Origin of the sequence: Corynebacterium jeikeium (genome assembly GCA_003955985.1) — a bacterium.
In the GTDB taxonomy this organism is placed as follows: Bacteria; Actinomycetota; Actinomycetes; order Mycobacteriales; family Mycobacteriaceae; genus Corynebacterium; species Corynebacterium jeikeium_D.
Genome location: CP033784.1, coordinates 1,750,182 through 1,767,808, shown reverse-complemented (window position 1 = coordinate 1,767,808; position 17,627 = coordinate 1,750,182). Strand labels below are relative to the sequence as shown.

Genomic DNA, 17,627 nt, shown 5'->3' with positions numbered 1-17,627 from the left:
ACAAGCTTTATTACTCGACCACCGCGCCGGCCGCAGTGTTCTCCACGCGGATGGTCTCGGAACCGCCGTCGTTAAGCGCGGAGGCAATCCGATCGGCGTCGTCGACGTGGGACCACATCACCAGCGACGCACCCGGGCATGGCGCACAACGGGCAATCTTCTCGCAGTCGATGGTGTCGGTCAGCTCGGAAATCTGCCCCAGCACAGAGCTTGCCGACGGCGCGGAGCCACGCTCACTGACATCGCGCGAAACCCCTGCGATGGCTGCTTGAATATCGCTGTGACGGATGTGGCCGATAACTGCGCGGGCACGGTCGGAGGATGCGTCGGCTTCGTCAAGCCACTGAATGGCACGGCCGATGGTGGGGATGTCTTCGTCGTCCGGGTGCACCTCGTGACGAGCACGCACCCAGTCCGCGACCCGCTCCTGTGAGTCGGGGAGGCTAGCGAGAGTCGGCACGCCAAAAGCGGCGCAGGCTTGCTGGAAGAACTCGTAGCGCTCCTCGTCGGGCGAACCGCCGGTGACATCGGGGGAGTAAGCGACGGTCAGTGCCAACGACTGCGGGAACGCCGTCTGCGTGACTGCCTCATCGGAGTGGTTGATGCATAGCAGGCTGTCCGGGCGGCTGCGCAGTGCCGTGGTGTAGGGGTACAGCGGCCACGACTGTCCCTTAATCTGCACCATGGTCTCGTGGAGAGCGGTGGCAATACGCGTGCGGGTAGGCACATCATCGCGGTCGCCAAAACGCGCATTGAGAGCCAGTGCGAGGGCACACTGAATTGCCGGAATTTCTCCAAAACCGCGACCTGGCGCGATAGTGGAGGCAATGGTGACTTTCAGGCCGTTGCTATTGCGCGGAACGAGATGCAGCGAGTGCTGCAATGCGACGATGGCAGCCGCGACAGCGGTCGGCACCTGGGAAAAAGCGGCGGGGACGCTATCCGGGAAATCCATCTTGGTAGTTTCGCGCTTGTACACGACAATGAGCTGCTGCTCGTCGATTTCCTCGATACCGACCGCAGCATAGGCCGGAATGGCGGTGGCTAGGAGCATGCCGCCGGAGGACGCGCAGTCCTCACCCAACAGGTTGATGGAACCCGGGGCGTATGCAACTGAAGCATTAGAACCGACGGCATCGAAGACGTCGTTTACGACAGCGGGTGCGGCGGGCATGGGTGAAACCTCTCCAGAGATCGGACTCATAGTGCTGGTGTGCAGTGTTCGCGTTCAACGCTTGTGTTCTAAGGTGAACAATTCCGTCGATAATACCCGGCTCGGGGGACAGTGACAAACCTATATACTGGGATTTTATGTCGCCGCAGCGCACATGGCAGGCAAATGGTTGCCTCTCTGCAAGTTTGCTTATGTGTGGAGTTGGCGGTGGCAGAACCGCTTGATAACTCGACATGTTCTCGATGTGGAAGAGGAGAAAAATCGTGAGCGACAACAGCAGTAAGTGGTACTACCAGCCGTCGACGGGCACGGTATTTCAGGGGAAGAAAACCGGTTGGGACGACCGAATGGGCCCCTACGATTCCGAGGAGGAAGCCCGCGCTGCCATGGAAAAAGTCGCCGAGCGCAACAAGGCGGCCGACGACTGGGATGAAGAAGATGACGACTGGGGCGTAGCTGAGAAATAAGGCTTTGCCTTTAGGCCTTCTTGCCCTTCTTAATCTTCTTTTCCATCTTGCGGAAGGCCTTGAAAACCTTTGCCACGGCATCGTCGTACTCAGTCAGGGCCTTCAGACCGTCGTAGTACTCCATCTGGTAAAGCACGCCGTAGCCGAAGGTGTCCCTGCCCGCACGGGAGGCACGCTTCGCGCGAGCCAGCACGAAGTCACGCGCAGTACAGGTGTCCTGGAAGTCACCGAGAACCGACTGCAGGTTCTTGCAGGCAGCATAGAGCTTCTCGGTCGGCAGGTCCGCGTTCTGAGCAGCTTCCGCGCTGTAGCGGAGCTTCTTCGCAGCCTTGCGGACATCGTGGTAACGCTCGTCCAAATCTGCCTCTGGCAGGTCAGCATCCTCGCGGCCATCGAGTACCAGGTTGTGGCGACGACGGAACTTCGAAAACGCGCTGCGCAGGTGATCGAGCAGCACCGCAGTGGTGTCGAGTTCCTTCGGTGCCGCTACCTTCTCCGGTGCGGCCTTGTCTGAGGTCGTGGAAGCTGCTGCATCGGCGGCTGCAGTATCAGCCTCAGCCGCGACCTCGGAGTCGGCTGCCGAAGAATCCTCTGCGGCTGCGTTCTCCGCGCCGTCGACAAGCGATTCGTCCTTCTTCTTAGACTTCTTTTCCCCAGCCTCGGCCTCGTCCGCATTTGCGGCAATTGGCGGATTGGCGAGGAACTCATCGAGATCGTCGAGAAGTTGCAGGTACTCGCTTGAATTGAGTGCGAAAATGACGCGCTGATGAGCGCGGTCGTAGTCCTTCTGGACATCCTCGACGAGATTCGCACGCAGCTCCTCGCCCAAAGCGGCGCTTTCGCGATTGGCCAGCAGCTCCTCCCAGCGCATAGCGACGACCTCAGCGTCACGAGCCACGCCGAGAACACCCGCCAGCTGCTTGAGGTTGCCCTCCAGTTCAGCGACCTTATCGCCCACAACAATGCCGTGGAAGGTCTGCATATGACTGCGCAGCTCACGAGTGGCGACGCGCATCTGATGCACCGAGTCAAACTCATCGCGGCGTACCTTCGGGTCGTACTCGACCATCTTGGCCACGTTAGCGGCCAGCGCATCGACCACAGTGCGCCCCGGAGTACCCTTCGGCAGCTTCGCTGGAACCGGCGGCAGGGGAGCGGAGTCGATGGAGTCACCCAACGCCGTCGCCAACTTCGAAGGGCTTTCCGACGGCACGGCGCCAGCCACCTCAGCGACCTTGGACATCGCTGCCATTACGGCCTTACCGTCCGGGTGATTTGCCCAATCCCCGAGCAGCTCAATCTCCCACTCACGCCAAGTAGTGGTTTCGCCGCCATCGAGGAAGGAAGTCGCCGTGACGTGATCATCCGCAAACTCCGCCATGGGCGTGCCATCGAGGGCAAACACCGTGGTGACGTGGCGCTCATTGTCTACCTGCGCGATTGGTTGCAGCGGGTGATTGCGCACAATTGCGCGGACGGGGGCAAGCAACTCGGTAGGCACGATGTAGTCAGCATCGCGGCCTTCACCGTTAACAGAGCCCTCTTCCAGGCCAACGCCATATTCGAGGCGACCGCCGGTACCCGGTGCCTTCAGATGCCACCCCTCATCGGGGCCGCCCGTTCGGCGACGCAGAGTGTGCTTGGACCGGGTCAGACGCAGGTCCGCCGTGTCCAGGTAAATCGCGGAGAGATTTCGCACCTCAGTGGTGGTGGAGCCAACCTGTGGAACGAAATCGAACGATGGGGCTACCACTTCTGGGGTAGCTGAGAACTTAGATTCCACCTCCAACGCCGCAGTTGGAGTTTTGGACTTAGAACCAGACTTAGATGCCATAACCACTAATTCTACCCCCGAATCGAAGAGCTAACCCGAAAAGTTCTGCGCCTCAGTAGGGAACTCGCGGGAGTGCACCTGGTCGACATACTGCTTCGCTCCCTTGGTCAGCATCTCGCCGACCTCTTTGAACACCGAACTAAACGACGGCCTGCGGCCATCGGCCGGAACTGCAAAGGCATCCTGCCAGACGAGAACCTGGCCATCGCACTGGTTACCAGCGCCAATGCCACAGGTTGGGATGGATAGCTCACGGGTAATCTCGGTGGCCAGATCCGCAGGCACCATCTCAAGGACCACGGCCGCGGCACCAGCATCGGCTACCGCATGGGCGTCGGCACGCAGCTGGTCCGCCCCCGCACCGCGCCCCTGGACCTTGAAACCGGACAGCGCGTTGACGGACTGCGGGGTGAAACCGATGTGCGCCATGACCGGAATGCCGGCGTTGACCAGCGCACGGATGCGCGGAGCGATGCGCACGCCACCTTCAATCTTAATCATGTGTGCGCCGGTTTCGCGCATCATCTTCGCGGCGGACAGCACGGCCTGCTCATCGGAGGCCTCGTAAGTGCCGAAGGGTAGATCGGCAACAACAAGTGCGTTGCCAGCGCCCCGGACGACACCGCGCGCAAGCGGGATCATTTCTTCCAGCGAGATCTCGGTGGTGGTGTCGTAGCCGTAGACAACGTTTGCTGCAGAGTCGCCGACCAACAGTAGCTCGACACCGGCGGCGGAAAAAGCGCGCGCGGTGGAGTAGTCGTAGCAAGTCAGCATTGCCCAGGGGCGAGACTCAGCCTTCCATTCGGCCAGATTATTCAGACGAATCTTTTTTCCGCTCATGTCAATAGAGCATGCCATAGTCACCCGCAATTCGAGGCCACGAGGGCAGCGGTTATGGCACGGGTGCGGCAGTTGGCTAGCCACGCCGGATGGTCAAAATGTGTACCGCGAATCCGGGCACCTGGGTAACGTTGAAAAGTATGAACAGTCAGCAGGAATTCGTCCTCCGCGCAATCGAAGAGCAAGATATCCGTTATATCCGTCTGTGGTTTACCGACATTTTGGGGTATCTGAAGTCCGTTGCCGTCGCACCGGCTGAGCTCGAGGGCTCCTTTGAAGAGGGCATTGGTTTCGATGGCTCCGCGGTGGAGGGCTTTTCCCGCGTCTCCGAGGCTGACACTATCGCGCAACCGGATCCTTCGACGTTCCAGGTCATGCCGCGTCTGCATAAAGAAGACACAATCACGTCCGCGCGCATGTTCTGCGACATCGTCATGCCCGACGGTCAGCCGTCGTGGGCAGATCCACGCCAGGTGCTGCGCCGCCAAATTAAGGCGCTTGCCGACGAGGGCTTCCACGCGTTCATCCACCCGGAGATTGAGTTTTTCCTAGTAGAGAGCCTGGCTACTGATGGAAAGCCGCCGGTGCCAACGGACAATGGCGGTTACTTTGACCAGGCGGTCTACGACCGCGCACCGCGCTTTCGCCAAGAAGCGATCACGGTGTTGGAAGACATGGGAATCCCTGTGGAGTTCTCCCATCACGAAAACGCGCCGGGCCAGCAGGAAATCGATCTGCGCTACGCCGACCCGCTGACTATGGCGGATAACGTGATGTCTTTCCGCTACATCATTAAGCAGATTGCAATGAAAAATGGTGTGCAGGCGACATTCATGCCGAAACCTTTCCAGGACTTGCCGGGCAACGGCATGCACACGCACATTTCCCTTTTTGAAGGGGACACCAATGCATTCCATGACCCGGATGATGAAAACCAGCTCTCGGACACAGCAAAGGGTTTCATTGCCGGCATTCTGACCCACGCCAGCGAAATTTCCGCTGTGACCAATCAGTGGGTCAACTCCTACAAGCGCACGGCATTTGGCGATGAGGCTCCGACGTCCGCGACATGGGGCATGGCCAACCGCTCGGCTCTCGTGCGTGTGCCCATGTACTCACCGGGTAAGGCACATTCGCGCCGGGTGGAAATTCGTTCCTTGGACTCGGCCTGTAACCCGTATCTTGCTTACTCGGTGATTTTGGCCGCCGGTTTGAAGGGAATTAAGGAGGGTTACCAGCTTCCGGAGCAGGCAGAGGACAACATCTCCGAGTTGACCAAGCGGGAACGACGTGCGATGGGCTACCGCGATTTGCCGACATCCCTGGAGGTGGCGCTGCAGGAGATGGAACGCTCCGATCTGGTGGCCGATGCTCTCGGTGACCATGTCTACGAGTTCTTCCTGCTCAATAAGTGGCGCGAGTGGCGCGAGTTCCAGCGTCAGGTGACGCAGTGGGAGCTGCGCACAACTCTGGATTACTAGTTTCCCCGTACCGCCCCCTTCCTTTTTCGTCTTTAATTTGTTTTTTTGGGTGACCAGTTTCAATGGTGATGAATCGACCTCGCACATCTCGCCAATCAGTGCCGCGGCCCGCAGCGCTGGGCTTGCGTAACGACGATCGGACGCGGGCTGACCTGGAAGATTTGGGGTGGTACAACGAGGAGTCCCTACATCTGTTGTGGGGTCTTGCCGGAACCAGCGACCCCAAGCTGGCGCTCATGGCGCTAGTGCGGCTGAAAGGCGCTCTCGACGAGCTGGAGCAGCAGGGAAAGCTGGAGGACTGGGCCACCTGGTCCGGTCTAGATGAGGCCATGCGCGAGCAGGTGCCGCTGCGTACGCGTATGTTTGCGCTGCTCGGAGGCTCGAGTGCACTGGGCGATCACCTGGTCGCACACCCAAAAAAGTGGGTTTTGCTCCAAGCCGAGCTTCCAACTGAGGCAGACATGTTCCGCGAGATGCTCTCCAGCGTCGGGGCTGTGCCAGAGGTCATTGAACTCACTGATGAGGCCAGTCTGGAAAAGAAGGAGGATCCGGAGTATCGCAAGCCCGTCGTTGCGCCCGCCACGCTTGAAGGCCCCGGTTTGTACCGTGCGAAGCTTACCGGCCGTGAGGCCGAAGTTGCGATGCAGTGCGCCTACCGCGACTTGATTATGCGTATTGCGTGCTACGACTTGGCTGGCACGTACCCACGGGGTCCTCGCCGTCCGGGACAGCCACAAGTCCCATTCCGTCAGGTCTCGGAGGCACTCAGTGATCTGGCTGATGCAGCGTTGACGGCTGCACTGTCTGTGGCTGTTCAGCAGGTCTTTCCTTCGTCGCCGGTCTCAACACGCCTGGCCGTAATCGCCATGGGTAAGTGCGGTGCGGAAGAGCTGAACTACATCTCCGATGTGGATGTCATATTCGTCGCAGAGCCGGCGGATGCCCGAGCGACTCGTTTGGCCAGTGAATTTATCCGGATTTCTTGTCACTGCTTCTTTGAGGTCGACGCGAATCTCCGCCCGGAGGGCAAGTCGGGTGCACTTGTACGCACCGTGGATTCCCACGTCGCTTACTACAAGCGTTGGGCCGAAACTTGGGAGTTCCAGGCGTTACTGAAGGCGCGTCCGATGACGGGCGATGTCGAGCTGGGCCGTGAATACATCGATGCTCTGGCCCCGATGGTGTGGACCGCCTCTCAGCGGGAATCCTTCGTCGATGATGTTCAGCGCATGCGCGCCCGCGTGGTCCAAAACGTCCCCGAAGAGCTTCGCTACCGAGAGCTCAAACTCGGTCGCGGTGGTCTGCGGGATGTCGAGTTCGCGGTGCAGCTGCTGCAGCTGGTTCACGGTCGCTATGACGATAGCCTCCGCGTGCTGCCAACTGTGATGGCACTCGACGCACTTGTCGAGGCTGGTTATATCGGTCGCGAAGACGGTGCCGCGCTGATTAACGCCTACGAGTTCGTCCGTCTGCTGGAGCACCGCCTGCAGCTGCAAAAGATGCGGCGGACGCATTTGTTGCCTGCCGACGACGACACCGAAGCTCTTCAGTGGCTCGGTCGCGCCTCTGGCATCGTCGGTGAGGGCGGCACTGATGCCAGCAAACCGCTGGCCAAGCAGGTTCGACTGGCCAGCTCACAGATCCGCTCCCTGCACAACAAGCTTTTCTACCGTCCACTGCTGAACTCCGTGGTGGAGCAGGACATTGGAACCCTGCAGCTTTCGGCCGATGCGGCAAAGCGCCAGCTGGCCGCGCTGGGCTATCAGTACCCGGATCGCGCCTACGAGCATCTTTCTGCGCTGGCGGCGGGCACCTCGCGCAAGTCGCGTATTCAGGCGATGCTGCTACCGACGCTGATGGAGTGGCTATCGTCGACGCCAGACCCCGACGCGGGTCTGCTCAATTATCGCAAGCTCTCTGAGAAGCTCCACGACGAAACGTGGTTCCTGCGTACGCTGCGCGATGAGGGCGTCGTCGGCCAACGGCTGATGCGTGTGCTCGGTTCTTCGCCGTACGCGTCTGATCTGATTATGAGTGCGCCGGACGTAATTAAACGGTTCGGCGACGGTGCATCTGGGCCGAAGCTTCTGAATACCGACTCCGATGCAGTCGGGCGTGCGCTGGTCGCAGCGGCTGCCCGACACAACAGTCCAGCTAAGGCCATTGGTGTGGCACGTGCGTTGCGCCGTGCAGAGCTCGCGCGCATTGCCTCCGCAGATCTCTTCGGACTGATGGATGTGCAAGAGGTCTGTCACTCTCTGTCGATGGTGTGGGACAACGTGCTCGAAGCTGCCCTTGCCGCCGAAATCCGTGCATGGTCGCTGGAGCATCCTGACTCGGAGGTCCCGGGCGTTATCTCCGTGATTGGTATGGGGCGACTCGGCGGTGCTGAACTGGGGTACGGCTCCGATGCCGACGTGATGTTCATCTGTGAACCCCGCAAGGACGCCGATGGAGCGCCGCTTGTCGACGATTCCGAGGCGGTCAAGTGGGCAACCAGGATTTGTGACTCGTTGCGTCGTCGGCTGGCAAAGCCAAGCCAGGACCCGCCATTGGAGGTCGACGTGGACCTGCGCCCAGAAGGACGCTCGGGCCCGATTGTCAGGACCCTGGATTCCTATGTGACCTACTACGAGCGCTGGGGTGAAACCTGGGAGATTCAGGCACTGCTACGGGCTACCTGGATTGCCGGCGACAAAGACCTGGGCACCCGCTTCCTTAAGGCCATCGATCCGCTGAGGTACCCACAGGGCGGAGCTGATGCCAAGATGGTCCGCGATGTCCGTCGTATGAAGGCGCGTGTTGATTCCGAGCGGCTGCCTCGCGGAGCTGATCGGCGTACCCACACCAAACTCGGTTCCGGTGCACTGACCGATATTGAATGGACTGTGCAGCTGCTAACCATGCTGCATGCCCACGAGGTGCCGGAGTTGCACAACACTTCGACGTTGGAGTGTCTGGAAGTGCTGAAAGACCGCGGAATTCTAGATGCGGAGGATACCGACGCACTTCGGGATGCCTGGCTGATGGCGACGAATGCTCGTAACGCGCTGGTGCTCACCCGTGGTAAGCGCACGGATCAGCTGCCCCAGCCGGGGCGTCAGCTGACTCAGGTCGCCGGTGCGGCGGGGTGGGAGGCATCGGATTCCAACGGTTTTATTGAGCACTATTTGCGTCTAACTCGTCACTCCAGCCGTGTCGTCAATCGTGTGTTTTGGGGTGAGGAGAACCCCGACCACGAGTAGACCGGGCAGAGGTCTGCCGAACCTCGCTGCGAGGCTCAATATGTGGCAGCGGGGTGCAGCCTTTGTCTTAGCACGGCGACCGGGCATAATGGTGGGCTATGGAACGCAACGTCGATTACTCGGTACGCCCTAGGTATGAGGATTTCATTCTCAACCTCGATGGCACCGACCTGCGTTTTTTATTGAGCCGCACGTGCCCAGCCGCTGATACCTCAGCTGCTGGGCAAGAGGCGGTGGAATTGCTGATGTCACAGGATTCAGCGCATACAGCGCTGTCTTTTTGTGATCCCGATGTTCTCGATGTGGCCCACTTAGTTCATATTCTGGAGGATTCCGCATCGCTGGATACCCTCACAGAAGTGGCTTATTGGGCATCGGATGCGGACGTGATGGCGCACGATACGCCGAAGGGTGTTGACCGCAAGCGTCGTCGCGTCGGCAAGCAGCAGCTTGAGCATGTGCTACGCCGTGGCCAGCGCCAGGGGCTCGTGTGGGAGGAACCGGCGGGCGTGTGGCATGTGCCGCCACATATTTCGGAGGTGTTCCCGGCGGAACCGAGCCTCAGCTTCCGCGTCGCCGACTTGGTGGCGAATATGCCAGCGGATGTGCTGAGTCGCCGTATGGAGCGCATGGGGCTGGAGCCGGATAACGCGCCGGGAGAGGGCACATCGCGAGCTCTGAACGCCAGCGATTTAACGGTGCGAAATTTGCAGGCTCGCCAGGTGGAGCACATTGCAGGCTTCCTCTGCGATCCGGTGAAGGTGCGGGCTCTGGTGATGACAGCTCCGGTGGATATTCGCAATGAGCTGCGCTGGATGGCAACCGACGAGAAGTACTTGCCCTCCTATATGTGGTCTGAACTACGTGCCGACGCGGTGCGCTGGGCCGAAGAGCGTCTGCTGCTGACTGTGCTAGAAGAACCGGCGATGCCGACATTTGAGCAAGAATCGGAAGCACGCAACGAATCGACAGTGGTTGCCCGCCTGGTGGGCGCAGTCGCGTTGGCGCTCAAGGGCGACATGTGGTCGATTCGTAAGCCGCATCCGACGGAGTCTTTCCCGGCAACGCTGGAGTCAAAGGAATTGACCGAAGCTTCGGTGGCTGCGGTGGCGTTTGCTTCGGCGTTTATGGATGCTGCGGGCAGCGGCGACGGGCGCCTGAAGGATCCGTTGCACATGTATGAGGAATCGAGCCTGCTGTGGATTCAGGACTTCGCAGCGTCAATAGGGGCGAGTGCTTTCGCAGCACCCTGGATTGTGGAGATGCTGGTCAACGCGGGATTGATTCACGCTGACAGCGGGCATCCGACGCCGCGCGCACTGCAGTACTGGTACAACGCCGATGCTTCGACCCGATGGGCGTATCTCGCGGCGGGTTTCCTCGTTGGTCGCGGTCCGTGGCACGGCGAGTTTCCGTGGGTGACCATGGGGGTCGATGATCTGTCGCATGCCACCCTTGCCTACGGCTACCCGTATGCCGCGCGTGAAGTAGTGTCACTGGCCGCGCAGCTGGAGGAAGATCAGAAGTTCTATGGCTGCTGCGTCGAAGGGCATATGGCTTGGAATGTCGACAACCTCTGCGCTCGCAATGGCGCCGATGGGGAAGCGATGGTCGGTTGGCTGCTGGAGCAGGCCGGCATCTTGGGCATTCTCTATCATGGGCACGCCTCCTGGCAAGCCATGGCCATCATGTATGCCTTGCACGACATCTGGCTGACTGATCAGCACGTCGGTGCTCAGCGCATGGCCGAACTCATCGCTGAGTATGCCGCTGGCCAGGTGCCGACGGCGGAGGCAGTCCAGATTGCCCGCCTGTTCAAGGATGCCGCACCTAACGAGCGCCTGGCTGCCACATTGGATGGCGTCGCCAGCAACCAGGTTGCCCTCGCGTTGGACTTCATCGGCGACCGCGAAACCTGCGCGGAAACTTCTCGCTGGATTATTTCCGAGGAGAGCCTGCGTCGCGCTTGCCTCGCGGTTGACGGCGACGTCGATGTCCTGTTTTCCCAGCTGGGGCCACTGGTCAATAGTTCTATGAAGCTGGTCATCTACGCCGAGCTAGTCCGTATTACCAAGACCGAGAAGCTGCAGGAAATGTATGAGCGTGAGGCCGTAGCAGCAACGCCTTCGCTTGACGACGTCCCGGAGAACTCAGCCCCCGAAACTGACACCGGTGAGCGCGTTTCCCATGGTGCTCAGACTGATGGCAGCGAACGCACGGAGGATAGCGGCCACGCAGACTCCTCCGAGCAAGCGGAGGACTCGGATGACTCGGAGGGACTGGAAGGACCAGAGCAGCTTTCGCTGTTCTAGCCGCTCCGTCTCTCGACTTCCTGTAGTTCCTACTCCGTAGGTTCCAGCTCAAAACGGCTCTGCTGGGCGGCAAAGCGTGCCGCCGCACGCTTTGCCACCAGCAGGCCAACGAAACCAATCACCCACACACCGACGACAGCCAACCAGCCAATGCGGAAGGTCTCCCAGGTGTAATTTCCATCGGGAGCTGCAATATCCAGCAGGAAGCCGACACCTTGTGCAGCGAGCATGGTGGCCACAAAACCGCCCATATTCGCCAACCCAGTGCCGGTGGCGAGTACCTTGCGATCGACCTCTTCGCGCACTGAGTCAAAGCCGAAGTTGGACATTGCACCAAGACCGGCCATTAGGATGTTGACTACAATAATTGCCCAGTACGCTGGTGGGTTGCTCGGTGCCAGGAACACAATCCAGACGGCCATGTTGATAAACGCGATTGCGACAACAACCTTGATACGGTCGCGGCCGGTGCGTGCCGAGACCATGCCCATCAACGGCCCGGCGATAATTACTGACAGCGTGTTAACGACCAGCACCACACTGGCCTCGGAGGGCTTAAGACCCATACCCAGCATCATCAGAGGCATGCCCCACAGCAATGTGAAGATGCACTGATGCATCAAACCAGTCCAGTGAGTGAAGAAACCCTGCCAGCACACCGGGTGAGTGGTCACAATCTTCAGAGTCTGGCCGATAGTTAGTTTCTCATCGGCTGCGGCAGAGGCTCCGCCATCGGCAGCCGTTTTCGCGGCCTTCTTGGCGGCGCGGCGTTTACGAAGTGACATCTTGGCTGTGGAGGAGTTCTCCGGGACGTCGGCAAGCGCGATCATGCCTACGATAGCGATGAGAAGACCCGCGGTGCTCAGCGACAAGAACGCGGGCACCCACCCCGCGGCGTGCAGAATCGCGAGGAACGGGACCGCAGAGATGAACTGGCCGAGCTGGCCAAGACCAGCCGTGAGCTGCGTGAACAGCGGAGTGACGCGCAGTGGGAACCACGCGGGAAGCAGTCGCATCGCACCGAGGAATGCGGTGGCATCGCCGGCGCCGATGAACACACGAGCGATGACAGCCAGCGGATACGATGTCGTAAACGCGATGATGACCTGGCCCAGCGCCATGATCAGTGCGCCCACGACCATCGTTTTCTTGGCGCCGACGCGGTCAATGATGATGCCCGTCGGAATCTGCGCCAGGGCGTAGACGCCAACCTGCACGGCGGTGAACAGCGCGAGTTGGGAGGCGTTGATATGGAAGCGATCGAGCGCCTCGACGCCAGCGACACCCATGGAGGTGCGGCCGACGATGGCAACGATGTAGGTAATCAGCGCCGCCAGCCAGACGGCAATCGCGCGGCCAGTGACGTGCTCGCGCGGGTCCTTTGCCACCGCTGTGGCGGGCTGATCTGTTGATGAAATTTGATCTTTACCGTTACGCTGCTTTACCACTCGCCACATTGTAGACCCCATCAACCAACCGGCCTGAAGTTGGGTCGCACCGGGGTTCTAGGCAGCCCGATTATGCCTGCGGCAAACTACCTTTGTGCCTTAGCCAGAACTTCCTTCACGAAGTCCGCAACCACCAGCCGTGAGACCTTGAAATCAATTACGGCAACGGAGGCCTCATCGGAGTTGGAAACGTCATGGAAATAGGCGTCGAGCTGGGCAAAGTCCTCAGGTGTGCCGACACTGAAACCGTGAGCGCCATAGGCACGTCCGACTGCGGCGAAGTCGTAGTCGGCAATCTCCATGGACGAGGTGTCCAACCCGACATCGCCAAACTGGTGCAGCTCCGCGCCGTAGGCAGCATCGTTAATGAACACCACGCAACCGCCACGACCACGTCGCAGCTGCTCAATCGCCGCAGGTAAATCCGCAATACCCATCGTGCCGCCACCGTCACCGGCGACTAGCACGCAATAGTCCTCGGGCCGCGCTGCCGCGAGGCCGACAAGCGACCCCATCCCCAAACCAATTGACTGAATCGCCGTGCCCACAATCACTTGCTGCTGCGGACCAGGCACATCGAGATACTTCGGTACCCACCCCAGGAAATGGCCACCGTCAGTACACACAGCGCGCTGATTGGGCAGGATACGATTCAGATACTGCAGGCACGCCCGCGGATCCAACCGGCCATCCGCGCACGTCAGCGACTCGACCTCCGCTGTCGTCGGCAGTGTCTTCAACTCCGCACGCCATGTGCTTGACGACGCCCGGGGCTTCTCCAGCTGCTCTGCCAGTACGGGCAGAAGTTCCTCCAACTTAGCCAATAGCGGTGTCACGGACGGCTGAGCGGCGGGATGGGGCTCGTCGACAACCTGGATAATCTTCGCGTCCGGTGCAAACATGTTGCCGCCACGGTTTTGGAAAGCGTTAAAGCTTGCTCCCAGGAACAGCACCACATCGGCCTGTCGAGCTAGTTCTACCTGCCACGCATGCGCAAAACCGCCCACGGTACCAATCTGCCACGGGCTGGAAAGCACATGACGAGCCATCGCTGAGTGCATAAACAGTGCCCCTACACTGTCCCCGATGCGGCGGACTAGCTCGGCGGTATCGGAGAGTAGCACACCTCTACCAGCAATAATGAGAGGGCGGCGGGCAGCCTGCAGTTCCTCTGCCAGCGACGTGACAGTTGACTCTAACCATTCTGGTCTGCTGGTGTGTAGATGCTCCTGGTTAGCTGACTGTGTTTCAGACGCAGATGCCGTTATCGGTGCTTCTTGGAGGTCATAGGGGAGCAGCAGCACGACAGGCTGCCGAGAGCTCAGCGCGTGCTGGACTGCAAAGTTTGCGTCGTCAAGCGCGGACTCGGGAGTAACAGTGCGATGGCAGACGTCGAGGGCGTCGAGGAGCGCCGCCTGATTGAGGTCAAAGGGGCGGGGGCGTTCCGGGTGCGTGCCGACGACAAAAATAAGCGGGATACGGGCTACGCGAGCCTCCGCCAGAGTGGTTAGCGCATTGGTGAATCCTGCGCCACAAGTGGCGGTCGCGATAGCAAGCCCTCCGCCTGCGCGGTGGAAGGCATCGGCGGCCCCAACAGCAGCCGATTCGTGTCGGACGGAGGAGTAGCCGAATCCCGATTCAGTAAGGGCTGATGTGAAGTGGGAGTTCGCATTGCCGACGAGACCGAAGCAGTGGTCGCAGTGTTGGGCCAGTGTGTCGGCCAGCGCCCGCGAGACCGTTGTGGTCTTTTGGGAACCTTCCTGCGGGGAAGACGCGGGCGCGTGGGGCATAGGACGGCTATTAACTCGAGTGAAACTCATGTGAACAATTGTGAGGTAATCACGGGGGTAATAACAGCCCTATAGTCCAAGATAATGCTGTTTGCCCTTAAAAAAGAGGGCACTATTCCACATTGCCGCTGCGCGGATGGGGGTGACGTTGGGCTTTGCCAGGTTTTAAGCCACGTTGTCGTCGATGAACTTCTTCACCACATCGACATCGTTCGGAAGCTCGGTAACGCGGCGTGGGGCATTCATGATGTCCGCGAAACGCTCCGGGCAGTCCGGCTCGCGGCCGGTGGCTTCCAGGATGGTCTCCGAGAATTTCACCGGCAGGGCGGTCTCCAGGCAGACAATTGGGGTGGACACCTGGTCTACCAGGCCGCGGGCGACGTGGATACCGTCAGCGGTGTGCGGATCGACCATGACCTCCAGGCGCTCCCAGCAGTCCTTGATGGTCTCGACGCGGTCAGCGTGGGTGGAACGACCGGAGAGGAACCCGTACTGGGCAGAAGCCTCCGGGAAGATTGGATCAGCAGTAAGAGAGAAGCCGCCCTCCTTGACCTTGACACCAAAGAGGTCTGCAGTCCGCTCAGCATCGCGCCCCAGCAGATCGAAGATGAAACGCTCGAAGTTAGACGCGCGGGAGATATCCATCGATGGGGAAGAGGTCGCCTGTGTCTCCGCAGCGCTGCGCACGCGGTAGGCGCCCGTGTGGAAGAACTCATCCAAGACATCGTTTTCATTGGTAGCCACAATCAGGCGGTCAATTGGCACACCCATCTGACGTGCAATATGACCAGCGCAGATATCACCGAAATTGCCGGTCGGCACACTGAAGCTGACCTTCTGCGAGTTATCGGCCTCAGCACCGTTGCCGCCAGTGACGCGAATCCACGAGGAGACGTAGTACACAATCTGAGCCATCAGGCGAGCCCAGTTGATGGAGTTAACTGCGCCAATGTGGCGGTTGGCCTTGTAATCCAAGTCACCGGAGACAGCCTTAACGATGTCCTGGCAATCATCGAAGACACCGTCGAGGGCGACGTTGTGAATGTTGGCATCCTGCAGACCAAACATCTGAGCCTGCTGGAAAGCGGTCATTCGACCAGCTGGCGTTAGCATGAACACGCTGATTCCCTCACGGCCACGCATTGCGTACTCGGCCGAGGAACCCGTGTCACCAGAGGTGGCGCCGAGGATATTCAGGGTCTCGCCACGACGAGCCAGCTCATACTCGAAGAACTCACCGAGCAGCTGCATCGCCATATCCTTGAATGCCGCTGTGGGGCCCATGGACAAGTGACCGATGTAGAGCTGATCTTCCAGCTTCGTCACCGGCACAATATCCGGATCGGAAAACTTCGGGTAGGTGTACGCCCGTGTACAGATACCGCGCAAATCCTCCAGCGGAATGTCGTCCACAAAAAGGCTGACGACCTCTGCAGCCAAGGCTGCGTAACCGTCGTCGACAAGCACGGAGCGCCAACGCGTCAAAGTGGCATCGTCAACCTGTGGGTACTCGACCGGCAGGTAGAGGCCGCCGTCGTTAGCGAGACCTCCCAGGAGAATGTCTGAGAACTTGTGCGGCGTGCGCTCTGGGTCGCGAGTCGAAATGAAGTCCAAGGCGGGCCCCTTACATGTATGCCAACACCCGCCGCATCGGCCTATAAGAAGGCCTTGTGAAAGATTGCGACGGGGTTGACCGGTGGATGTTTTCTTTAATTTTTACATATGCACTGAAGCCAGTCAGGCCTCGGCTGCGGAAGATACGGAATTGGCCTCTTCAGCGTCGAAGCTGAGCTCTTCGGAACGGTCGACGACGTCATCCTTGGCGAAGCGGTTAACGATCATGGCAATTGCGCCGTCACCAGTGACATTGCATGCGGTACCGAAGGAGTCGATGGCGATGTAGGCGGCAATCATCAAAGCGACCTGCTCCTGATCGAAGCCGAGCATGGACTGCAGCACACCGACCGCGGCCATAATTGCGCCACCCGGAACGCCCGGAGCCGCAATCATGGTGATACCCAAAGTGAGAATGAAGCCGATGGCCATACCCGGCGAAACCGGCTTGTCCGCCATGAACATCACCGCAAACGCGAACAGGATGATCTTCATCATCGAACCGGCCAGGTGAATGGTCGCGCACAGCGGCACGGTAAAGCCAGCGACCTTCTCCGAGACACCATTCTTCAGCGCGGCCTTGTAAGTCACCGGAATGGTGGCGGCCGAGGACGAGGTGCCGAGCGCGGTGGCGTAGGCCGGCAGCATGTTCTTCAGGGATTGCCACGGGCTGCGGCCAGCGATGGCACCCGCGATGGAGAACTGGATTGCCAACAGAAGCACGGTGCCGATGACTGCCAGAACGAGCACCTTGAAGAACATCGACAGCGTCGTGGTCAGGTTGCCGTTCATGCCCATAGACAGGAACATGCCGAAGATGTAAATCGGCAGCAGCGGGATGATAAACGCCGAGATGATCTTCATAATCACATCGCGCAGCTGTGTCGCACCGCGGTAGAGCGAGTCCGACTTCACGGTGGTCATCGCCACACCGACCGTGAAAGCCAGTAGCAGGGCGGTCATGACGTCAAACGGCGGTGGCATCTCTACATTGAAGAAGCTCTCCAGCGCGCCCTCATCAATATCCACCGATGCACCGGCCTGATCAGCGCCGAGCAGCCAAGGGTAGAGCCCCTGGGTAGCGGCGTAGGCCAATAGGCCCGAAAACACCGTCGAGCCGTAGGCAATAGCAGTGGTAATACCCAACCACTTTCCGGCACCACGGCCCAGGCTGGCAATCGCCGGCGTGATGAGGGCAAAAATCAGCACCGGAATAAAGAAGCCCAGAAAGTTACCAAAGAGGCCATTGAAAGTGACAAAAATTCGAGCCAGCCATTCCGGGAAGAAAAAGCTGCAGACAATGCCCAGAATAATCGCGACAATAACGCGGAATAGGAGCGTTTGCGTAAAACGCATTCGGGTACTCATAGTCAATCCTTGTTCGGATGGAATTTACTTCTCTAGCGTGCGGTATTTACGTTA

Annotated in this window: 11 protein-coding genes; 4 read left to right on the top strand and 7 right to left on the bottom strand. The window is 59.7% G+C overall.

The annotated features are described in order from the left end of the window. Positions 1-10: 10 nt before the first annotated feature. Positions 11-1,174: a hypothetical protein gene (locus EGX79_07705; GenBank protein ID AYX82081.1), complete on the bottom strand. Its 1,164-nt coding sequence runs from the start codon at positions 1,172-1,174 to the stop codon at positions 11-13. Positions 1,175-1,437: 263 nt separating this feature from the next. On the opposite strand from EGX79_07705, the gene EGX79_07700 reads away from it, so the two are divergent. After that, positions 1,438-1,641, top strand: a complete 204-nt coding sequence (locus EGX79_07700) for an SPOR domain-containing protein (protein ID AYX82768.1) — start codon at positions 1,438-1,440, stop codon at positions 1,639-1,641. A gap of 10 nt (positions 1,642-1,651) precedes the next feature. Here the strand turns inward: EGX79_07700 and EGX79_07695 are convergent, their stop codons facing one another. Together EGX79_07695 and panB are read right to left on the bottom strand one after the other, a co-directional pair. Then, positions 1,652-3,475: a CHAD domain-containing protein gene (locus EGX79_07695; GenBank protein AYX82080.1), complete on the bottom strand. Its 1,824-nt coding sequence runs from the start codon at positions 3,473-3,475 to the stop codon at positions 1,652-1,654. Positions 3,476-3,505: 30 nt separating this feature from the next. Continuing rightward, positions 3,506-4,333 carry a 3-methyl-2-oxobutanoate hydroxymethyltransferase gene (gene panB / locus EGX79_07690; GenBank protein ID AYX82079.1) on the bottom strand — a complete coding sequence of 276 codons (828 nt, stop codon included), beginning with the start codon at positions 4,331-4,333 and terminating at the stop codon, positions 3,506-3,508. A 122-nt stretch (positions 4,334-4,455) separates the two neighbouring features. On the opposite strand from panB, the gene EGX79_07685 reads away from it, so the two are divergent. The 3 genes from EGX79_07685 to EGX79_07675 all read left to right on the top strand — a co-directional run bounded on the left by EGX79_07685 (position 4,456) and on the right by EGX79_07675 (position 11,353). Continuing rightward, positions 4,456-5,796: a glutamine synthetase gene (locus EGX79_07685; GenBank protein ID AYX82078.1), complete on the top strand. Its 1,341-nt coding sequence runs from the start codon at positions 4,456-4,458 to the stop codon at positions 5,794-5,796. Between the two features lie 62 nt (positions 5,797-5,858). Beyond that, on the top strand, positions 5,859-9,041 hold the full coding sequence (locus EGX79_07680; GenBank protein AYX82077.1) for a bifunctional [glutamine synthetase] adenylyltransferase/[glutamine synthetase]-adenylyl-L-tyrosine phosphorylase: 3,183 nt from the start codon (positions 5,859-5,861) through the stop codon (positions 9,039-9,041). A 98-nt stretch (positions 9,042-9,139) separates the two neighbouring features. Next, positions 9,140-11,353, top strand: coding sequence for a hypothetical protein (locus tag EGX79_07675; protein AYX82076.1), 2,214 nt, complete (start codon positions 9,140-9,142; stop codon positions 11,351-11,353). 29 nt (positions 11,354-11,382) lie between these two features. Here EGX79_07675 and EGX79_07670 read toward each other — a convergent pair whose 3' ends face one another. From EGX79_07670 to EGX79_07655, 4 genes are all read right to left on the bottom strand, one after another. Next, positions 11,383-12,822, bottom strand: a complete 1,440-nt coding sequence (locus EGX79_07670) for an MFS transporter (protein AYX82075.1) — start codon at positions 12,820-12,822, stop codon at positions 11,383-11,385. A gap of 65 nt (positions 12,823-12,887) precedes the next feature. Then, a complete protein-coding gene (locus EGX79_07665) occupies positions 12,888-14,591 on the bottom strand; it encodes a thiamine pyrophosphate-binding protein (GenBank protein AYX82074.1) in 1,704 nt (567 codons plus the stop codon). Positions 14,592-14,756: 165 nt separating this feature from the next. Next, on the bottom strand, positions 14,757-16,205 hold the full coding sequence (locus tag EGX79_07660) for a threonine synthase (GenBank protein AYX82073.1): 1,449 nt from the start codon (positions 16,203-16,205) through the stop codon (positions 14,757-14,759). 123 nt (positions 16,206-16,328) lie between these two features. Beyond that, positions 16,329-17,573, bottom strand: a complete 1,245-nt coding sequence (locus EGX79_07655) for a dicarboxylate/amino acid:cation symporter (protein AYX82072.1) — start codon at positions 17,571-17,573, stop codon at positions 16,329-16,331. Positions 17,574-17,627 lie beyond the last annotated feature (54 nt).

Excerpts from the sequence above, each read along its gene's own strand:
- EGX79_07685 (AYX82078.1), top strand. The coding sequence starts at position 4,456 with ATGAACAGTCAGCAGGAATTCGTCCTCCGCGCAATCGAAGAGCAAGAT.
- EGX79_07705 (AYX82081.1), bottom strand. The coding sequence starts at position 1,174 with ATGCCCGCCGCACCCGCTGTCGTAAACGACGTCTTCGATGCCGTCGGT.
- EGX79_07670 (AYX82075.1), bottom strand. The coding sequence starts at position 12,822 with ATGGGGTCTACAATGTGGCGAGTGGTAAAGCAGCGTAACGGTAAAGAT.
- EGX79_07695 (AYX82080.1), bottom strand. The coding sequence starts at position 3,475 with ATGGCATCTAAGTCTGGTTCTAAGTCCAAAACTCCAACTGCGGCGTTG.
- EGX79_07680 (AYX82077.1), top strand. The coding sequence starts at position 5,859 with ATGGTGATGAATCGACCTCGCACATCTCGCCAATCAGTGCCGCGGCCC.
- panB (AYX82079.1), bottom strand. The coding sequence starts at position 4,333 with ATGGCATGCTCTATTGACATGAGCGGAAAAAAGATTCGTCTGAATAAT.
- EGX79_07675 (AYX82076.1), top strand. The coding sequence starts at position 9,140 with ATGGAACGCAACGTCGATTACTCGGTACGCCCTAGGTATGAGGATTTC.
- EGX79_07665 (AYX82074.1), bottom strand. The coding sequence starts at position 14,591 with ATGCCCCACGCGCCCGCGTCTTCCCCGCAGGAAGGTTCCCAAAAGACC.
- EGX79_07655 (AYX82072.1), bottom strand. The coding sequence starts at position 17,573 with ATGAGTACCCGAATGCGTTTTACGCAAACGCTCCTATTCCGCGTTATT.